General features: G+C 71.0%; 12 protein-coding genes. 3 read left to right on the forward strand and 9 right to left on the reverse strand.

Annotated elements, in window-relative coordinates; translation table 11 throughout:
- Window positions 1–235: 235 nt before the first annotated feature.
- From ACSRUE_RS46690 to ACSRUE_RS46710, 5 genes are all read right to left on the reverse strand, one after another.
- A complete protein-coding gene (locus tag ACSRUE_RS46690) occupies window positions 236–1,882 on the reverse strand; it encodes a fumarate hydratase (RefSeq protein WP_437761958.1) in 1,647 nt (548 codons plus the stop codon).
- 156 nt (window positions 1,883–2,038) lie between these two features.
- Window positions 2,039–2,815, reverse strand: a complete 777-nt coding sequence (locus tag ACSRUE_RS46695; RefSeq protein ID WP_441289183.1) for a thioesterase II family protein — start codon at window positions 2,813–2,815, stop codon at window positions 2,039–2,041.
- Between the two features lie 40 nt (window positions 2,816–2,855).
- On the reverse strand, window positions 2,856–3,806 hold the full coding sequence (locus ACSRUE_RS46700; RefSeq protein ID WP_441289184.1) for a hypothetical protein: 951 nt from the start codon (window positions 3,804–3,806) through the stop codon (window positions 2,856–2,858).
- Between the two features lie 187 nt (window positions 3,807–3,993).
- A complete protein-coding gene (locus ACSRUE_RS46705) occupies window positions 3,994–4,986 on the reverse strand; it encodes a PEGA domain-containing protein (RefSeq protein WP_441289185.1) in 993 nt (330 codons plus the stop codon).
- A complete protein-coding gene (locus tag ACSRUE_RS46710) occupies window positions 4,983–6,608 on the reverse strand; it encodes a serine/threonine protein kinase (RefSeq protein WP_441289186.1) in 1,626 nt (541 codons plus the stop codon). Before ACSRUE_RS46710 ends, ACSRUE_RS46705 begins: the two co-directional genes overlap by 4 nt.
- 268 nt (window positions 6,609–6,876) lie before the next feature.
- Between ACSRUE_RS46710 and ACSRUE_RS46715 the strand changes: the two genes are divergently transcribed.
- Window positions 6,877–8,373, forward strand: a complete 1,497-nt coding sequence (locus tag ACSRUE_RS46715; RefSeq protein WP_441289187.1) for a hypothetical protein — start codon at window positions 6,877–6,879, stop codon at window positions 8,371–8,373.
- 34 nt (window positions 8,374–8,407) lie between these two features.
- On the opposite strand, the gene ACSRUE_RS46720 is transcribed toward ACSRUE_RS46715, so the two are convergent.
- The 4 genes from ACSRUE_RS46720 to ACSRUE_RS46735 form a co-directional block, all read right to left on the reverse strand.
- Entirely contained in the window at window positions 8,408–10,366 is a 1,959-nt protein-coding gene (locus ACSRUE_RS46720) for a 4-alpha-glucanotransferase (RefSeq protein ID WP_441289188.1), read from the reverse strand.
- Between the two features lie 112 nt (window positions 10,367–10,478).
- Window positions 10,479–12,350, reverse strand: a complete 1,872-nt coding sequence (locus ACSRUE_RS46725; protein ID WP_441289189.1) for an ATP-binding protein — start codon at window positions 12,348–12,350, stop codon at window positions 10,479–10,481.
- A gap of 25 nt (window positions 12,351–12,375) precedes the next feature.
- The gene (locus ACSRUE_RS46730; protein ID WP_441289190.1) at window positions 12,376–13,569 is read right to left on the reverse strand and encodes an FIST signal transduction protein; all 1,194 of its coding nucleotides are present in this window, start codon (window positions 13,567–13,569) and stop codon (window positions 12,376–12,378) included.
- Between the two features lie 518 nt (window positions 13,570–14,087).
- Entirely contained in the window at window positions 14,088–15,164 is a 1,077-nt protein-coding gene (locus ACSRUE_RS46735; RefSeq protein WP_441289191.1) for a hypothetical protein, read from the reverse strand.
- Window positions 15,165–15,194: 30 nt separating this feature from the next.
- Between ACSRUE_RS46735 and ACSRUE_RS46740 the strand changes: the two genes are divergently transcribed.
- Window positions 15,195–16,436, forward strand: a complete 1,242-nt coding sequence (locus ACSRUE_RS46740) for a class I SAM-dependent rRNA methyltransferase (protein ID WP_441289192.1) — start codon at window positions 15,195–15,197, stop codon at window positions 16,434–16,436.
- A 470-nt stretch (window positions 16,437–16,906) separates the two neighbouring features.
- Window positions 16,907–17,488, forward strand: a complete 582-nt coding sequence (locus ACSRUE_RS46745; RefSeq protein ID WP_441289193.1) for a cupin domain-containing protein — start codon at window positions 16,907–16,909, stop codon at window positions 17,486–17,488.
- The last annotated feature ends 351 nt before the right edge of the window (window positions 17,489–17,839 follow it).

The raw sequence follows: 17,839 nt of genomic DNA on the forward strand, positions 1-17,839 counted from the left end.
TGATGGCAGCAGGGGAAGCAGGCGACGAGCCGTGGCACGAACGGATGGAACCGGGCCTCGACGCCGATCCGGAGGAGACATCGTCGCCAGTCGACCTCGCTGTCGCTGCGCCGCCAAAGCGGAGTTTGCGCAGGTCCTGGAAGGTCTGGCGCGGATGGAGAGGGCGGCCGGCGCCGCCGCGCCGGCGCTGGAGGTAGAGGGGAGCTGCCCGGCCGCGATTCCCGGGCTCCGGACGTCAGCCGGCGACTTCGAGCTTCCGGCCGGCCGGCTTGTTGATGTCGGCGAAGAAGTCGTTGCCCTTGTCGTCCACCACGATGAAGGCGGGGAAATCCTCGACCTCGATCTTCCAGACCGCTTCCATTCCGAGCTCGGGGTACTCGAGCACCTCGACCTTCTTGATGCAGTCCTTCGCGAGGCGCGCGGCCGGACCGCCGATCGAGCCCAGGTAGAAGCCGCCGTGCTTCTTGCACGCCGCGGTGACGGCGGGCGAGCGGTTGCCCTTCGCGAGCATGACGTAGCTGCCGCCGCTCGCCTGGAAGAGGTCGACGTACGCGTCCATCCGGCCGGCCGTGGTGGGGCCGAACGAGCCGGAGGCGTAGCCCGCGGGCGTCTTCGCGGGCCCGGCGTAGTAGACCATGAACTCCTGCAGGTAGCTCGGCATGCCGTCGCCGCGATCGAGGCGCTCCTTGATCTTCGCGTGCGCGATGTCCCGCGCGACGATCATCGGGCCGCTCAGCGAGAGCCGCGTGCGGATGGGGTACTTCGAGAGCTCCGCGCGGATCTCGCTCATGGGACGGCGGAGGTCGAGCTTCACGACCTCGCCCTCGAGATCCGCGTCGGTGGTGTCGGGCAGGTACTTCGCGGGATCGGTCTCGAGCTGCTCGAGGAAGATGCCCTCGCGCGTGATCTTGCCGAGCGCCTGACGATCCGCAGAGCACGAGACGGCGATGCCGACAGGGCACGAGGCGCCGTGGCGCGGCAGGCGGATGACCCGGACGTCGTGGCAGAAGTACTTGCCCCCGAACTGCGCCCCGATCCCCGTCCGCTGCGCGAGCTCGAGCACCTTCTGCTCGAGCTCGCGGTCGCGGAAGCCGCGCCCGCGCGCGTTGCCGTCGGCCGGGAGCGTGTCGAGGTAGCGCGCGGAGGCGAGCTTCGCGACCTTGAGCGTGTACTCGGCCGACGTGCCGCCGACGACGATGGCGAGGTGGTACGGCGGGCACGCCGCGGTGCCGAGCGCGCGGATCTTCGCCTCGACGAAGGAGAGCAGGCTCTCCGGGTTCAGGAGCGCCTTGGTCTCCTGGTAAAGATAGCTCTTGTTCGCGGAGCCGCCGCCCTTCGCCATGAACAGGAGCTTGTAGGCGTCGCCGTCCGTCGCGAAGATCTCGATCTGCGCCGGCAGGTTGTCGTTCGTGTTGACCTCCCGGTACATGTCGAGCGGCGCGAGCTGCGAATAGCGCAGGTTCTGCGCGCGGTAGGTCTCGAAGACGCCGCGCGCGATCGCCGCCTCGTCGCCGCCGCCCGTGAAGACGAGCTGGCCCTTCTTGCCCATGACGACGGCCGTGCCGGTGTCCTGGCACGACGGGAGCACGCCCCCCGCGGCGATGCTCGCGTTCTTGAGGAGCTCGAGGGCGACGAAGCGATCGTTCGAGGAGGCCTCGGGATCGCCGAGGATCCGCGCGAGCTGCGCGAGGTGACCGGGCCGGAGGAGGTGGGCGATGTCGCGCATCGCCTCGCGCGCGAGCAGGGTGAGCCCCTCCGGCTCGACCTTGAGGAACGTCGAGCCGGCGGCCTCGAAGGTCGAGACATGGTCGCGGCTGACGAGGCGGTACGGGGTCTCGTCATGGCCGAGGGGGAGCATGTCCTGGTACTGGAAATCGGTCATCGTTCGGGTCTCCGGGGAAGCAGAGGAGCAGAGGAGCAGAGGAGCAGAGGAGCAGAGGAGCAGAGGAGCAGAGGAGCAAAGGGGCAGAGAGGCTGCGGGTCCCTCCTTCTTTGCATGGCTCCCGCCCCGGGCTCAACACCCACCCAGCGCCGGCCGTCACGCGGGGAGCGCGCGCTCGACGTCGCCGAGGACGGCCGAGATCGACCGCAGGAGCGGCTCCCGGGCGTTCCGCAGGAAGAAGTGTCCGCCGGGGAACATCTCGACCCGGAAGGCCCCGCGCGTGTGATGGCGCCAGCCCTCGAGATCGGCGCGGCCCGCGCGCTCGTCGTCGAGGCCCCCGAACGCGGAGATCGGACACTCGAGCGGGGCCCCCGGGACGAACGGCTCGACCTCGTTGACCGCGAAATCCGCGCGCAGGACAGGCAGGAAGAGCGCCAGGAGCTCCGGGTCGCGGAGCACCTCGTCGGGCGTGCCCCCCATGCGGCGGATCCGCTCCAGAAACTCGGGCTCGGGCAGGCCGTGGAGCGGCTCCGAGCCGCGAACGTGAGGAGGGCGCCGGCCGGACACGAAGAGGTGGCGCGGCAGCGGTGCGCCCCGGCGGCGGAGCTCGCGCGCGAGCTCGAAGCAGACGAGCGCGCCGAGGCTGTGGCCATACAGCGCGAACGGCTTCGTGAGCCATGGCTCGAGCGCGGTGGCGAGGGCCTGGACGAGCGGCGAGAGGCGCTCGAACGGCGGCTCGCTCATGCGCGCCTCCCGGCCGGGGAGCTTGAGCGGGCAGAGCTCCGTGTGCGCGGGGAGCTCGCGCCACCAGGCGCTGTAGATCGACGACCCGCCGCCCGCATAAGGCGCACAGAAGAGTCGAAGCCGGGCAGCAGGGTTCGGCCGCGGCACGCCGACCCAGGGGTCGCGGCTCGGGCTGGGGGTCGTCGTCACGGGCCGCTCAGCGTAGCTCGCCCCCCGCGGCGCTCGCTCCCTACCATTTGCTGCCCAGGGCGACGCGGATGGTGGCGACCTTCCCCTGATCGAGGCCGAAGCCGAGGTCGTCGTCGAGCGCGACCAGCGCGCCGACGCGGGTGAAGGAGCCCTTCACGAGCGGCTCCCAGCCGACGAACGGCTCCGCCGCGAGCTGGGCTGAGTTGCTCGAGGAGAGAGGGAACGCCGCCTGAAGGCGCATGCCGATGCCAAAGTTCCCGAACGGGCGGAACTCGATCTCGTTTCCCTGCTCGATCACGGTCTTCGTGTCCTCCCCGTCCCGGGTCGGAAAGAAGACCTGACTCGCGAGATCGTGGGTGAAGAACAGGACCTTGCCGACGTTGATCTCGGTCCCGACGCGCGCCCGGAAGGCCCAGTGGGCGAGCAGCACCCGTTGCGCATCGAAGTAAGCCCGCGCGGGGAAGTTCGCCACCGACGCGACCTCGAGCTCCGTCCCCGGGTGCGGGTGGAGCGGGATCGTCAAGCTCATGCCGCCGAAGAGCGCGAGGATGGGAAGGGCGTTGGCAGCGTAGTGGAGGCCGAACGTGGGATTGCCGATGAAGAACTGGCTGTATCCTGCGCCGCTCGTGAACCGCCTGCCGAACAGGTCTGTCGACTGGGGGCCCGAGACGTCGCCGTAGGCGAACGGGATCTCCGCGTCGAGGTGGAGGCCCGCGAAGAGCTTGTACTGGGCGGCGGCGGTGATGGCGACGCCGAGCCGCGACGACTCCTCGACGGAGGCCTCTTCGCCGGCAGCCGCCGCGATCTCCTGCTGGTAAGACGAGCTGAGGACGTCGATCTCGAAGCCGAACCGGCCTCCCTGGCTCTTCGCCCAACGCTCCTTCGTCTTGTCCGTGACGGGCTGCCGCGGCGCCGCCTCTTGCGCGAGCGCAGGCGCGGCCAGGGAGAGCATGAGGAACAGGGTCCCAAGAGACGCTTTGGTCGTGCTCACCTGGTGTCTCCCATCTCGTTCTCGACTCGCTGGCAGCGCGGGTGATTGACCACCTTGTCGCACCGTCGCCGCGGCGTCGCACGGGAGAGGCCCCCATGACCGCGGCGATCGCCCGGATCAATGCAGCTCCAGCGCGCTGGATGCAAGCGTTTTGACCGTCGCGACCCTGCGACGCTCTGCGTCGGTCCTAGAAAGAGCCCGCGAGCTCGAGAGACGCCGGCGCGATCGTGAGCCTCACCGGAGGAGATGACGCGCGCTCTCCATCGCCGCGCTCCGGGCCTGCGCCAGCGACAGTGAGGTAGATCGAGATGCCGCCGGCGAGCACGGCGGCGCCCGCGAGCAGGTCGGTGGTGAGCGCGAGCGCCTCGCTCCTCGCCCGCGCTCGCTCGACGGCGCGGGCGTCGCCGGGATACCGATCGAGCTCCGCGTCGAGGTCCCCGGAAGCGCCGAGCGCGAGGACCCCGGTGGCGGCCGCGCCCGCGGCGAGCGCGCCGGTCGCGAGCCAGGGGAACACGGGCACGCTCCGCTGCTGGCGAGGCGCGCGGTCCATCCGCAGCGCGCCAAGCGGAGCCGGCGCGCCGCCCGCGCCCTCGGCGGGGCCCTGCGGGGCGCGCGCTTCGGGGAGCTCGATCGTGAGCCGAACGTGATCGCCGCCGGCCACGTCGACGACCCTCAACACGGCCGGGCGGCCCGGCGCCTCGGCGGCGATGCGGCGGCGCCCGGCGCTCATCAGGAGGGGCTCGGGGAGCGGCGTCTTGCCCGCCGGCACGCCGTCCACGGAGATCTCGACGTCCGGCGCCGAGGTCGAGATCTCCACCGTCGCGACGCGGCTCCTCAGGACGGCGATGTCCCGCTCCACCTCGGCCCGCCGGCCGCCCGGGAGCTGCTCGCCACCGTCGGCGAGGTACCTCTCGAAGGCGCGCAGCGCGCAGGCGTAGTCCTTGAGCTGATAACACGTACCCGCGATGTTGTAGAGCACCTGATATGCGGGCGCGAGCTCGTAGGCGCGGCGAAACTCGGTGAGCGCAGCGCCATAATCCACCTCGTTGTAGAGCTCGACGCCTCGCCGGAAGCGGGCGTCGGCCTCCTCGGTCTTGTCACCGGCAGGCCGAGCGAACGCGCCGAGCGGGGCGCTGAGCACGATCGCGGCGCAGAGGGCGAGCGCTCTCGGGGTCTTCATCGGGCGTACGGGCTCTCCAGATCGATCCCCCGCTTCGGCTTCTGCTCGGCAGACGGCGGCGCGGGCGCGCTCGACGGCGGCGCGGCGGACGCAGGCGGCGCCGTGGCGACGCTCACCGGGGCGCTCCGACCGACGGCGGCGAGCCTCCCTGGCTGCGCTTGCGGTTCGCTCTTCAAGGCGAGGCTCACGAAGAGATCGTTGCTTGCCGTGACCTTCTCTTCCTGCGCGAGGAAACCCGGCGCCTCGGCGCGGATGACGTGCGCGCGGCCATCCCTGGCGAGGCGGCCCTCGTAGGCGCCGGTCGACATCGGCGAGCCGTCGATGGAGACCTTCGCGTCGACCGGCGAGACGCGCACGACGAGGCGGATGGCCTCTTCCTGCTTCGGAGAGGGCTCCGCCGCGGGCTGCGCGGCGACCTGCGCCTTGTGGTGATCGCTCGCGGCGATCCTCCATGGCTGCGCGCGCAAGACCCCGACGCTCACGGCTCCGCCGATGGCGACGAAGGTGGCCGCGATCATGAATATCGTGCGGTTCGGGCGCGCGGGGCGCTCCTTCGCGCCGGTCATGCTGACCGAGGGCAGCATCGAGCTCCCGTCCGAGGAGACGCTGACCGCCGCAGGCGCGGTCAAGGTCGGCGTCATCGACATCGGACCGGCGCTCAGCTTCGGCAGGTCGGGCGTCAGCGTGACCCTCGGATAGCTCCCGGTCCAGCGCACGCCGCGCAGCTGCTCCTCCACGACTTGCTTGATCCGCGCCCGGTCGTCCGCGAACTGGCCGGCCACGATCTCGCCGGCCTCCCGCGCGGACATGCCCCGGTGGCGCTCGCCGAGCCAGCGCTCGAGATCCGCCTGCAGCTCGGCCGCGGAGGCATAACGGTCCTCGAGCGCGGGCGCGAGCGCCTTCTGGCAGATCCGCTCGATCTCGGGGTCGAGCTCGACCCTGGACGCCTCTTCCGTGAGCCTCGGAACCTCTCCGATGGCGAGCCGCCCGAGGATCGCGAGGTCGTTGAAGCCCTTCCACATGCGCCTCCGGGCGATCGCCTCCCAGAGGATCACCCCCACCGAGAAGACGTCGGAGCGCCGGTCGACGCGCTCTCCGCGCGCTTGCTCCGGCGACATGTACGAGACCTTGCCCTTGAGCGTTCCGGTGCGCGTCTCCGTCAGCGAGTCGGCCGCCTTGGCGATGCCGAAGTCGACCACCTTGATCACGCCATCATAGGTGACGAAGATGTTCTGCGGGCTCACGTCGCGGTGGACGACGTGGATGGGTGTTCCGTCGAAATCGCGCAGGTTGTGCGCATAATGGAGCCCGGCCAGCGCGTCGCACAGGACGCGAACCTGGAGCGGGAGCGGGACCTTGTCGTGCCCCATGCGGGAGCGAATGCTGCCGAGCGGCTGGCCGTCGAGGTACTCCATGGCGATGAAGAAGCGCGCTCCCTCGTCGCCGACCTCGTACGTCTGAACCACGTTCGGATGATTCAATCGGGCCGCGAGCCGCGCCTCGTCGAGGAACATGGCCAGGATGTCGGCGTCCTCCACGAGCTCGGGCCGCACCCGCTTCAGCACGACGAGCTTGTTGAATCCCACGGGGCCCTGGGCGACCGCGAGGCAGACGTCGGCCATGCCTCCCCTGCCGATCTCGGCAATCGGGCGATATTTCCGCCAACCATTGGGATCGCTGGGAGCGCTCATTCGACCTGTGCCGGATCGATCCCCAGAGGGAGGCCAGCCCGGCCCGGAGAATGCCCGCGACCTGTTACCTCGAAGCGGCCGTCATGTGACGTTCTCGCGAATGCGATGGCCTGTCAGCGACGGTTTCGCCACGTCCCTGTCGGCCGGACAGCACAGTCCTGCGTGACAGAGACGATTCCCTTGCCATCGGGTGATTGCAATGAACCACGAGCGCAGCCCCGTCGATTCACCACCTGCCGCCGCCCTCGCGCTGGCCATGGGCGCGCTCGCCACGAGCGCCCTCGCGTGCTCGCTCATCATCGAGCAGCGGGATGTGCAATGCACTTCCGACGCGGACTGCGCGCAGTTCGACGGCGCCATCTGCAATCGGACGGACAGCACCTGCGTCCCCTCGTCGAGCGGCTCAGCCGGCGGCGAGGGCGGCGACCCGCCAGGCGGGTGCGCGGCGGCCGACAAGCCGACCGTCGAGATCACCGGTGATATCACGGAGGATTTCACGCTCAGATGTGACAAGAACTACATCCTCAAGGGCCAGGTGAACGTCTCGGCCGGGGCGACGCTGACCATCGAGAAGGGCACGACCGTCCTCGGCGAGACGAACCCGCAGGTCCCCGCGACGCTCGTGGTGCACCCCGGCTCCAAGCTCATCGCCGTGGGCACCCGGGATGAGCCCATCGTGTTCACGAGCAGCAAGGCCCCGGAGGATCGCATGGCCGGCGATTGGGGCGGCGTCATCCTCCTCGGCAACGCGCCGACCAACCACGTGGACGCGAACGGCGCACGCACCCCGGGCCAGATCGAGGGGTTGACGAACAACGGGCGATACGGGGGCATCGACGAGAACGACTCGAGCGGCACGCTCAAATACGTGCGCATCGAGTACTCCGGCGTGAAGATCGCGCCGAACAACGAGATCAACGGGCTCACCCTCGGCGGGGTCGGCAGGGGGACGATCATCGATTTCGTCCAGGTGAGGCACGTGTCCGACGACTGCTTCGAGTTCTTCGGGGGCACGGTGAACGCAAAGCACCTCGCCTGCCAGTACAGCGGCGACGACGCCTTCGACTGGGACCAGGGTTATCGCGGGAAGCTCCAGTTCCTCGTGGCGCAGCTGGACCCGAGCGTCGCGGAGGAGACGAACGGGTTCGAGGGGGACAACGACCCGCTCGCGCTCACGCCGGCGCTCGAGCCTCGGAGCGAGCCGACGATCTACAACGCGACGCTCTGCGGGAAGGGCGTGGACGTGGACAAGGAGCAGTACGGCATCCTCCTCCGCCGGTCGACGAAGGCGAACATCGCCAACACGATCGTCACGGGCTTCGAGTCGGGCCTCGACGTGCGCGACCCGGATCCCGAGCAGAACATATCGAGCTCGATCTTCTTCAATCTGGTGAATGACCTCGCCTACGCCGAGACGAGCGACGGGACAGGCATCCTCCAGGACGACGACGGCGGCTTCGATGAGATCGCGTTCCTGAGCGAGCCCGGTCGGAAGAATCGGGAGGAGGACCCGGGTATCCAGGGCTGCTTCGACCCGTCCGCGCCCGTGTTCGGCCCCGCGACGTCCCTGACCAAGGACGCGGTCGTGCCGCCGGACGGGTTCTTCGACACGAGCGCCGCGTTCATCGGGGCGTTCAAGGATGCGAGCGACACATGGGCCACCTCGGGGAAGTGGGCCGTGTGGAGCCCGAACTGAAGTATCTTCCCGGATTTTTCGGGGAAATTCTCGGCTAGCGCGGGCAGCGCTCCAGCCGCCGGGCGAGGTTCCCGCGCTCCACCGACCCCGCGCCTCCCCGCGCGCGCAGCGCGAGCGCGAGCGAACGCGGGAGATCGAGGGCCGCGCCGCGCGCGCGCATCTCCAGATAGGACCGCTCGTAATCGCGTGGGACCCGCAGCGACCAGTTGTCGTCGCCCACCGTGCCGGGCGTGTTGTAGATCTCCTTCATCCCGAGCAGATCGGCGAAGAAGACCATCACGTTCGACGCCGGGCTGGCGAAGAGGTCGGCGACCTTGGCCTGCGCCAGCGCGCGAGGGTCGGACGCGAGCGCGCGCGCCATCGCGCCCTCCTCGGCCGGCGAGGGCGCGAGGCGCGTCGCCAGGTACGCCGCCTGCCGCCCCAGCGCCGAGGCGCGCTCCCAGGTGTCGAGGAGCCTCCAGAGCGGCGGCGTGTCGTGGGTCCCCACCATGATCCAGTCGGCGGGCGCGGCGTTTTCGCTGCGATAGACGTCCTTCGGGTTGTCGAGATCGGCCTTCTGCGTGACCCGGAAGCGCCCCAGCCCGTGCCGTTCGAGGACGGCCCCGAGCGGGAAAGGGAGCGTGCTCAGGACCTCGCACACGACGTCGGAGATGGCGCGCCCGCGGGCCTCCGCGCAGCGCGCGATCGTGTCGAAAACGACGCTGTAGCGCCCGACCTGCTCCGGGGACAGCGAGGTGACCCAGTCGTCCGCATACCGGGGCACGGCGCGGTTCAGCTGACCGGGAGAGACGATGGCGTACCGCGCGAGCAACGGGTGCTCCGGCAGATCGGGCGACGAGAAGAGCCGCGCCCCACCCTGGACGGCGCGGAGGGGATCGGGGGCGTCGGCCGCATAGACCCAGGGACAGACGAGCCCGTGCGGGTGATCGAGGCGCACCCCGTCGAACTCGTCGAACATCTTGTCCATCCGCGCCCGGACGAGCGCGAGCCCGCCGGACGACGCGTCGGCGTACTGCGCGGGATCCAGGACAGGGTAGCTCCACACCTGGCCCTCCGGGTTGGTCCGGCTCGGCGGCGCCCCCATGAGATACCCCCTGAGGAAGACCGATTGATACGCCCAGGCATCCTGAGGCGAGTAGCCTATCTGCAGATCGCCGTAGAGCTTGAGCCCGAGCTCGGCCGTCACCGTCCGGAGCGCCGCGTGCTGCTCGTGCGCGAGGAGCTGGCAGAACGCGTAGAAGCGGAGCTCGTCGCGGTACCGGTCGAGGAGCGCTCTCCTGCGCTCCTCGCACGCGAGCACCTCGCCAGGGCCGGGCGCGTAGAGGCGCCGGTCCAGCTCCGGCTCGCCAGACCAGCCGTGAAACCAGCCGCTCCGGTGCTCGGCGCAGAGGGGGCCGTAGAGCCCGTCCCGCTCGAGCCACGCCGCGTTCCGCCGCGTAAAGGCGTCGAGGCGGCGCTCGAGGTCGGCGAGCTCGCCGAGCTCGCCGCGCCTCCGCCGGCCCTCGAACGACGCGTACGCCTCGCGGAGCGCGGCGCGCTGCGCGCGGTAGGCATGGCCGTGCTGCGCGCGAGCCTCGCTGCCAGGAGGCCGCCCGGCGACGATCTCCCGGAGCGACTCGGGGCGGAGGAGCGCGCCAGAGGGGCCGTCCTCGACCAGCCGGGCGAGCGCGATCGACAGCGTGCTCCGCGAGAAAATGGCGCCGTCGTACGGAGACGCGTTGTCGGCAGAGGTCTCCCCCTGCGGCCCCAGCTGGACGCCGTTGAAGCCGAGATCCCGCGCGAACCGGAGGAATCGGCGCCCCCCCTCGGTATTCGGGGACCCGCGCCCGATGTCCTCCGCGTCGTCCGAGGGAAAGCTCGGATCGTGGATCGCGAGCACGAGGTTGCGGATGCCCAGCAGCCCGAGCGCGGCCCCGACGAGCCCCCGCTCGTCATCGTCCCATCGAGCCTCGGCCGGCGCCGCATCGCCCCTGTCGTTCCCGACGTCCTTCATCGTGGCAAGGTATAGCGATGAACGGATCGGACCGCCAACACGCAAGGCGAAGAGACCCTCCTGCCTCGGTGATGTGATTACACCGCTGTACGGCAAACCCCGAAGGCCGCTGTCAGGCCCCGAGGCGCGTGCCTGCCGCGACTCCCGAGGTCGCGCTCGCGGCCTCCACCATCGGCAGCGTGAAGAAGAACGTGCTGCCCTCGCCCACCTTGCTCTCGACCCAGATCCGCCCGCCGTGCACCTCGACGAGCGCCTTCGCGATCGAGAGGCCGAGCCCCGTGCCCTTGTGGGCCGTCTCCTTCGCCTGCCAGTAGCGCTCGAAGATCCGCGCCCGCTGGTCCTCCGGGATGCCCGGGCCCGTGTCGCGCACCGAGAGGCGCACCTCCCGGCCCCACGGCTCGGCCCGGACGGCGACCTCGCCGCCGGCCGACGTGAACTTGATCGCGTTGCCGACGAGGTTGGCGATCACCTGCAGGATCCGCTCGCGATCGCAGAGCGCCCGATCGACGCCGAGCTCGACGCTCTGCTCGAGGCGCAGCGACTTCTCCGCCGCCTCCTCCCGCAGGAGCTCGATGGCGTCGCCGAGCAGGCCAGCGACGTCGTGGGGCACCGGCTGGATCGAGATGTGGCCGCCGTCGAGCTTCGCCAGGTCGAGCAGATCGCGGATGAGGCGGTTCATGCGATCGGCCGCCTTCTGGATGCGCTCGACAGGGCGCCGCACCTCGACCACCTCGTCCGCGCCCGGCAGCTTCCGGCGCAGGAGGCTCGTGTTCATGACGATGGTGGCGAGCGGGCTCTTGAGATCGTGCGACACCACCGCGACGAGCTCCTCCCGGGCCCGGATCGCCCGCTGCGCGCTCTCGTACAGCCGCGCGTTGTCGATCGCCAGCGCGGCCCTGCGCCCGAGATCCTCGGCGAGCGCCCGGTCCTCCACGCCGTACAGGAGATCGTCGCGGCCGGACGCGATGGTGAGCACGCCGAGCATCGTGCCGCGCGTGACGAGCGGCACGGAGATGTAACGCCGGAGGCCGAGCTCCATGAGGAGCGCCTCGCTGGCCGACACCGGCGGCTCGCTGTCGTACGAGCCGCGCTCGCTCTCCGGGGCGAGGGGCGCGCCCGCGACCTCGCAGAGCGCCGCCTCGCCCGTCTCCAGCACACGCGCGACGCCGGACGGGAGGACCGAGTCCATCGGCGTCTGGCCTTGCAGGAGGCGCGCGAGCTCGCTCTTCTGGGGATCGGCGTGGACGACGACCGCGCGCCGGAGCATCGCCTCGCGCTCGATGATGTCGACCATGCACCAGTCCGCGACGAACGGGACCGGCAGGCGCGCGACGCGCACCAGCGTCGCCTCGTAATTGAGCGAGCTCGAGAGCAGCCGGCTCGCCTCCGAGAGGAACGCCGCGCGCCGCTGCGCCGCCTCCGCCGCCGCGCGCCCCGCCTCCGCGGCGGCGAGGTTCCGCGCCCGCTCGCGCTCGTTCTCGATCATGCGGGCGTAGAGCAGGCGGTGCACCAGCGCCGTGCGGAACGTCGCCGTGAGCCGGCGCATCATGCCCCGGTACCGGGGCGCGAACGGGGGCTCGCTCTCGAAGCAGAGGAGGAGGCTGGACGCGCCGCTGTCGCCCTGCCCCTCCAGCGAGAAGTGCCACGTCACGAGCCCGGGCCGCGCGAGCTCGGGGTACGGCAAGGAGAGGCCCGCGCCCGCGCCGTTGGGCCCGCCCGCCGGGACGGGCGAGCGCAGCGGGATGGGCAGCGCGCGCGAGCTCGCCGACAGGCCGGCGGCGTCGAGGAGCCGCGGGGCGAGCGGGGCCGGCTCGACGAGCACGAGCACGGCGATGCAGCTCAGGCGCTCGGCGAGCCGCTCCAGGAAGACCCCCATCGACTGGTGCGGATCGAAGAGGTCGAGCGCCGCGACCGTGAGCTCCTGGAGGACGCTGAGGAGCGCCAGCCGTTCCTCCTGGATCTCGTGCTCTTCGCCGCTCGCCATGACAGGGCTCCAACCGCTCCCGCGCTCAGGCCCCCAGGGCGAGCACGACAGCGGTCTTGTTGTGAAACTGCGGTACGCCTCGGCCCAGCGTACCGACTTCGCCAAAGGTCAGACATCCCATCACCGGGACGCTCTCGCCGAGCTCGCTCTCGAAGGTCGTCAGCTCGTCGCGCACCGTGTCACCGAGCATCATGCACCGCGAGATGCAGTCGAACACGAACGCGCCGGCGATGGGCCCGGCCACCGCGTCGCGCGCCGTGGTCGCGGCCTCGCGCGCGGCGCCGACGAGGCCGATGGGGTCGCCCTCCATGACGCGGATGAGGCACCCGTCCGGGACCTCGCCGACGCAGTAGAGCCCCCCCGGCGAGACGACGCGCAGCGGATCGCGGATGACGTGCTCGCCGTCGGCCTGCGGGATGCCGAGCGGGTGGGTCATGGCGAACGTGGCGAAGCCGTCGATGTTCACCTGATCCCCCCTCGCGCGCGCGGTGCGCTGGTAGACCGAGAAGGCGCCCTCGTACTCGAGCTCGGCGAGGACCGTGCCCTCGGCGCGGGTGACCATCGTGGGCGGGCCATACGGCCGGAAGCCGTGGCGGATGCCGGTCGCCATGCGCGCCGGCGAGTCGATCGCGACCACGACCACGCTGTCCGAGTAGGCCCTGCCGCCCGCGAACTGCGCGGTGCGCACGAAGCGGAGGTTGTCGCCCGCGCCGCCGCCGGCCCAGACGACGCCCGTCCCGCCGACCTCGACCGCGCCGCGCACCACGTCGGCCCCGTTGCCCGTGACCGCGTCCGGCAGCACGATGAGCGCGCGGCTCCACCCGGGCGCGACGGACGACGGAAACCTCTCGAGGGCGCGCGAGGCGGCGAGCACGCCGGCGCGCCGCCCGTCCTGGCTCACCGGCTGCGCGACCCCGACGCCGACGCGCACGGTCTCCGAGGTGACAAGCCCCACCACGAGCCCCTGCCGGAGCAGCCGGCTGCCGGCAAAGACGCCGGCAGTGCAGCACCCCGCCCAGGGGACGCCCGGCAGCTGGCTCGTCACGGCCGCGGCGAGCGCGTCGGCGTCGTACTGGTCCGTCGATAAGACGAGGGCGAATACCGGTCGCGCCGCGTGCTCGGCGCGGGAAGACCCGCGGAGCGCCGCCGCCACGGCCTCTGAAGCAGCCTCCTTCGGATCCGCCGCGGAGCTCGCCCCGACAAATACCTGTGTCGCCATGTTCCCTCCCTCCCTCGGAATTTCGGCACTCGCGTTATACTGGAGATTCATCCGATCGTCACGGCGCCTGGTTGTCCCGTGATGGCATCCGTACAGGGCGCTCCCGTTCGTCGAGCGACTCACGATTTTCCCGGCGCGACGCTCCTCGCCGAAGAGTCAGGCAGAGCCATGAGGAGGCCCGCGAAGCGCTGTTCTGCGAGGAGAGGGGGGCGCCTGAGACCGAGGGGGCAGGCCCCTCATCCTCCGATAAGACAACGCGCGCTGCAAGCGCGGCAGACACACCAGACACACCCGAGTCGGCCGTACAGGAGCAATCAGGGCGTTGCGCAAATACCGGACAACACGGCACCCCACGCCAGGATCGTGGCATTGCGAACCGCGCTCGATGGAGCCTTGATGCCCGAGGCGGAATCAAGGCGAGTCCACAGCGCGCTGCCAGGCGAGGCGTGGTCGTTCCGTCCGACGAGAGACGGTGAACCCCGGAACCTCGCCGGTAAGGGGAGGATCCGGGAACAAGCTCAGGGATTCGCCCGCAAGAGCGAGTACGTCAGGGGATGCCAGAACCCGCCCTGCTCCGCCTCCGGAGCGGCCCCGACGGCGACAAGCACGAACCCCTGACCGTCCCTGATGTCCGCCGCCGGCACGTCGCTGCTCGCCAGGATCTCGCGCATCAGCACCGACGACGTCACCGTCCCCTGGAGGGGATCGCGGGTCTCGATCGCGACCTCGTCGAGCGCGCCGAGGTCGCCCACCGAGAACCCGGTGGACGGTGGGAACGGCGCGATCGCGCCGTAGGAGAGGTCCTGCGTGAGCGTCACCCCGGTCGCATCGTCGCGCCCGGGCGCCAGCGCCACATGGACCAGCGGCGTCGCCGCGCTCGCGTGCGCGACCTGCAGGCTCACCCTGCCGAAGCTCGTCCGCCGCGACATGGCGACCGCGACGAGGCCGGCGGTCGGCGTGTCGATCGTGTAGGCGTCGCCGCAGCCTTCCTTCTCGCTTTCGTGCGTGTGCCCCTCGCCGCCGAGGCATCCGGTGGCGACAACGAGGAGGCTCTTCTCCTCGGCGAACACGGGCGCCGGGAGCACGGGGAGCCCCGCGGCCACGATCGGGGCCGCGCTCTCCGCGGCGAGCGCGAGGATCTCCGCGCAGTCGAGCCCCTCCGTCGCGCGGAGGTCGCCGGCGATCACGTGCGCGCGCAGGCTCGTCCCCTCGGGGATCGCCGCGCCGAGCGGCTCGATCTCCTGGGCCCGGGCGAACGCGAGGCCCGCGGCGGCGCCCGGCCAGGGGTCCACGCCGGCGCCGGTCCCGTCGGGGTACGCGAGGAAGCAGAAGCGGACCGCGTCGTGATCGCTGATGCCGTTCACCACCGTGAGCTTCGTCGGCCCCGGCGGCTCGACCGCGCTGCCGCCCGCGCCCGTGGTCGTCGTCGATGCGCCGCTCGTGGTCGCCGCCGGGCCGCCGCCGGCGCCGGAGGTGCTCGCCCCGCCCGACGGATCCCGGCCGAGGACGCCGTGGTCCTGCGTGCAGCCTGCCGCGACGGCAAGCGAGATCCCCCCGAGGCAGGCCCATCCGGACGAACGAACTCGGTGCAGCACGCTGCGAGCTTACCGTGCTAGGCGGGGTCGATGCGGGTCCATCTCACCGCGCCAGCCGCCGCCGCCGTCCGCCGCGGCCACCCATGGGTCTACCGAGACGGCATCGCGGACGGCGGCGGACACGGGAGCAAGCGCGGCGAGGGCAAGCGCGGCGAGCGCGCGCACCGCGGCGGCGCCGCGGCGTCGGGCGACGTCGTCGAGCTGTCGGCCGAGGGGGCGCCGTTCCTCGGGCGAGGGCTCTGGGACGCGGACTCGGCGATCGCCGTCCGCGTCTTCCAGCGCACGCAGGCGCCGCCGCTCGACGAGCGGGCCCTCGCGGAGCGGCTCGATCGCGCCTTCGCCCTGCGCGACGGCTGGTTCGCCGGCCGCGACACGACGGCCTACCGGCTGTGCAACGGCGAGGGGGACCGGGTGCCGTCGCTCGTCATCGATCGGTACGACCGCGCCGCGGTGATCCGCCTCGACGGCGACATGCTGGCGCCCTGGCTCGATCGCCTGCTCCCGCACCTCGCGCGCGCGCTGGGCGCCCGCGGCGTGCGCTCGATCGGCCTGCGCGCGCGCGCGTCGGCGGCGGGCGAGGACGCGGACGGGAAGAAGCTCGCGCACCTGCACGGGCCGCCGCTGCCGGATCGCCTCTTCGTGAGGGAGACGGGGGTCGCGATGGAGGTCGATCTCGCGCGCGGGCAGAAGACGGGGGCGTTCCTCGACCAGCGCGACAACCGCGCCCGCGTGCGCGCGCTCGCGGCCGGGCGCCGGCGCGTGCTGAACCTGTTCAGCTATGCGGGGGGCTTCTCCGTGGCCGCGGCGCTCGGCGGCGCGGGCCGGGTCACCTCCGTCGACTCGGCGTCGGCCGCGCACGCGTCGGCGCAGCGCACGTTCCGCGAGAACGGCGTGGATCCGGCGGCCCACGAGTTCGTGACGGCGGACGCGTTCGACTTCCTCGAGAAGGCCCGCGCGCGCGGCGACCGGTACGATCTCATCATCTGCGACCCGCCGAGCTTCGCGCCGAGCGAGCGCGCCAAGCCGCGCGCGCTCGGCGCCTACCGGCGGCTGCACGCCGCGGTCGCGCGCGTGCTGGATCGAGGTGGCGTGTTGTGCGCGGCGTCGTGCTCGAGCCACATCACGGCGGAAGACTTCCTGGCGACGCTGGACGACGCCACGCTGGCGCGGGACGACCTGCGGATCCGGGCGATCCACGGGCAGCCGGAGGACCACCCGACGCTGCCGGCGTGGTGGGAGGGGCGGTATCTGAAGTTCGTGGTGCTGGAGTGACGCGCTGACACGCCCGCCGGATTCGCCGCCGGTGACGCGGGCGCTGCCGGCCTAGCGGAAACGGCTGTCCCTGGAATTCGCCAGTGACCACGGCGCTGCCGGCGCAGCGGAAACGGCTGTCCCTGGAATTCAATGTCGTTCACAAAGGCATGACCGACAGGCGCTGCGGCCGTATCGGCTCCACCGTCCGGCGCTCCGCGGGATCGGCAGCATCGCGTCTCGACGCTTCCGAGCTCCTCCAGAGAGCGGCCTTTCCGGGCCACGCTACTACACTGGCCCAGTATTGTCCATTGCTCAGCCAACACACGGTTCACGCGCGCCCCCCCGCGTGACACGCGACGATAGCGAGCGATAAAGTCGATTCGAAGCAAGGAATCGATCGAGCGCACCGCGATATCCCGCGGTATCTTTGGAGAAGAGCCGCGCCGAGCGCTCCAGGAGCTCGGCGCGGCAGACAAGGGGGATCGATCATGACGACGCTGAGGATCACCTCGGAGCAGATGCGCTCGCGCATCGCGCGGTTCGGCGAGCTCCGGGCTCACGTGAATCACACCACGGACACCAGCATCCCACAGGAGGCGTTCGACGCCGTGAACCCTCCTCTGTATCTCCTGATGGCGCACGCGGCGGAGGACGCGCGCGAGGGGACGGGGCCGGCCATCGTCGGCCCCAAAGGCATGAGCGTGGGCATCGTCAGCTGCAGGCCTGGCGACAAGGTCCCTCTGCACGCACACCGTCGCTCGAGGGAGGTATTTCTGTGCCTCACTGGACGCTTCGCGCTGCGCTGGAACGAGGGCGCCACGGACGAGACGACGCTCGAGCCGTTCGATATGGTCGACGTGCCCGTGGGCGTCTACCGCCAGTTCGAGAACGTCGGGCAGGAGCCCGGGCTGCTCCTCGCCATCATCACGGACGAGCGCGAAGACGAGCCGGGCGACATCGTCATCGCGCCCGAGGACAGGGCGCGCTTCGCCGAGCGCTTCGGGCCCGCCATCCTGGAGAAGCTCACGGCGACGACTGGTATGCTCTTCACCGATCCTCCCAAAGAGTAGCACCTGCCCTCGCGGCCCCTCCGCGGACAGCCTCCGCCGAGCCACGGAGGCGCCGGCTGTTCAGGGCCAAACGCGGTCCCCGGCCGGCGCGGCCCCGGGCGCCGCGCCGCGCCGACCAGCGCAGGGCGTGTCACAGATGAACTTATTTAGGCGGGAGCTCGAACATGATCGAGATGAGCCTTCCGCTCGTCGCCCGAACGATTTTGATCATTCCGCTTGGCAATACCACGATAAAGGATCATTATTAATACTGTAGACCAAAAAAAGGTGTCGCCGGGGGAGGCGAAGACGTCGAGTTCTCGCGTGATGGTTCCGTGACAGGCGTACGCCTGATGCGCGCTCGGGGATGAG

Source organism: Sorangium sp. KYC3313, assembly GCF_052075895.1.
GTDB classification, from domain to species: Bacteria; Myxococcota_A; Polyangia; order Polyangiales; family Polyangiaceae; genus Sorangium; species Sorangium cellulosum_B.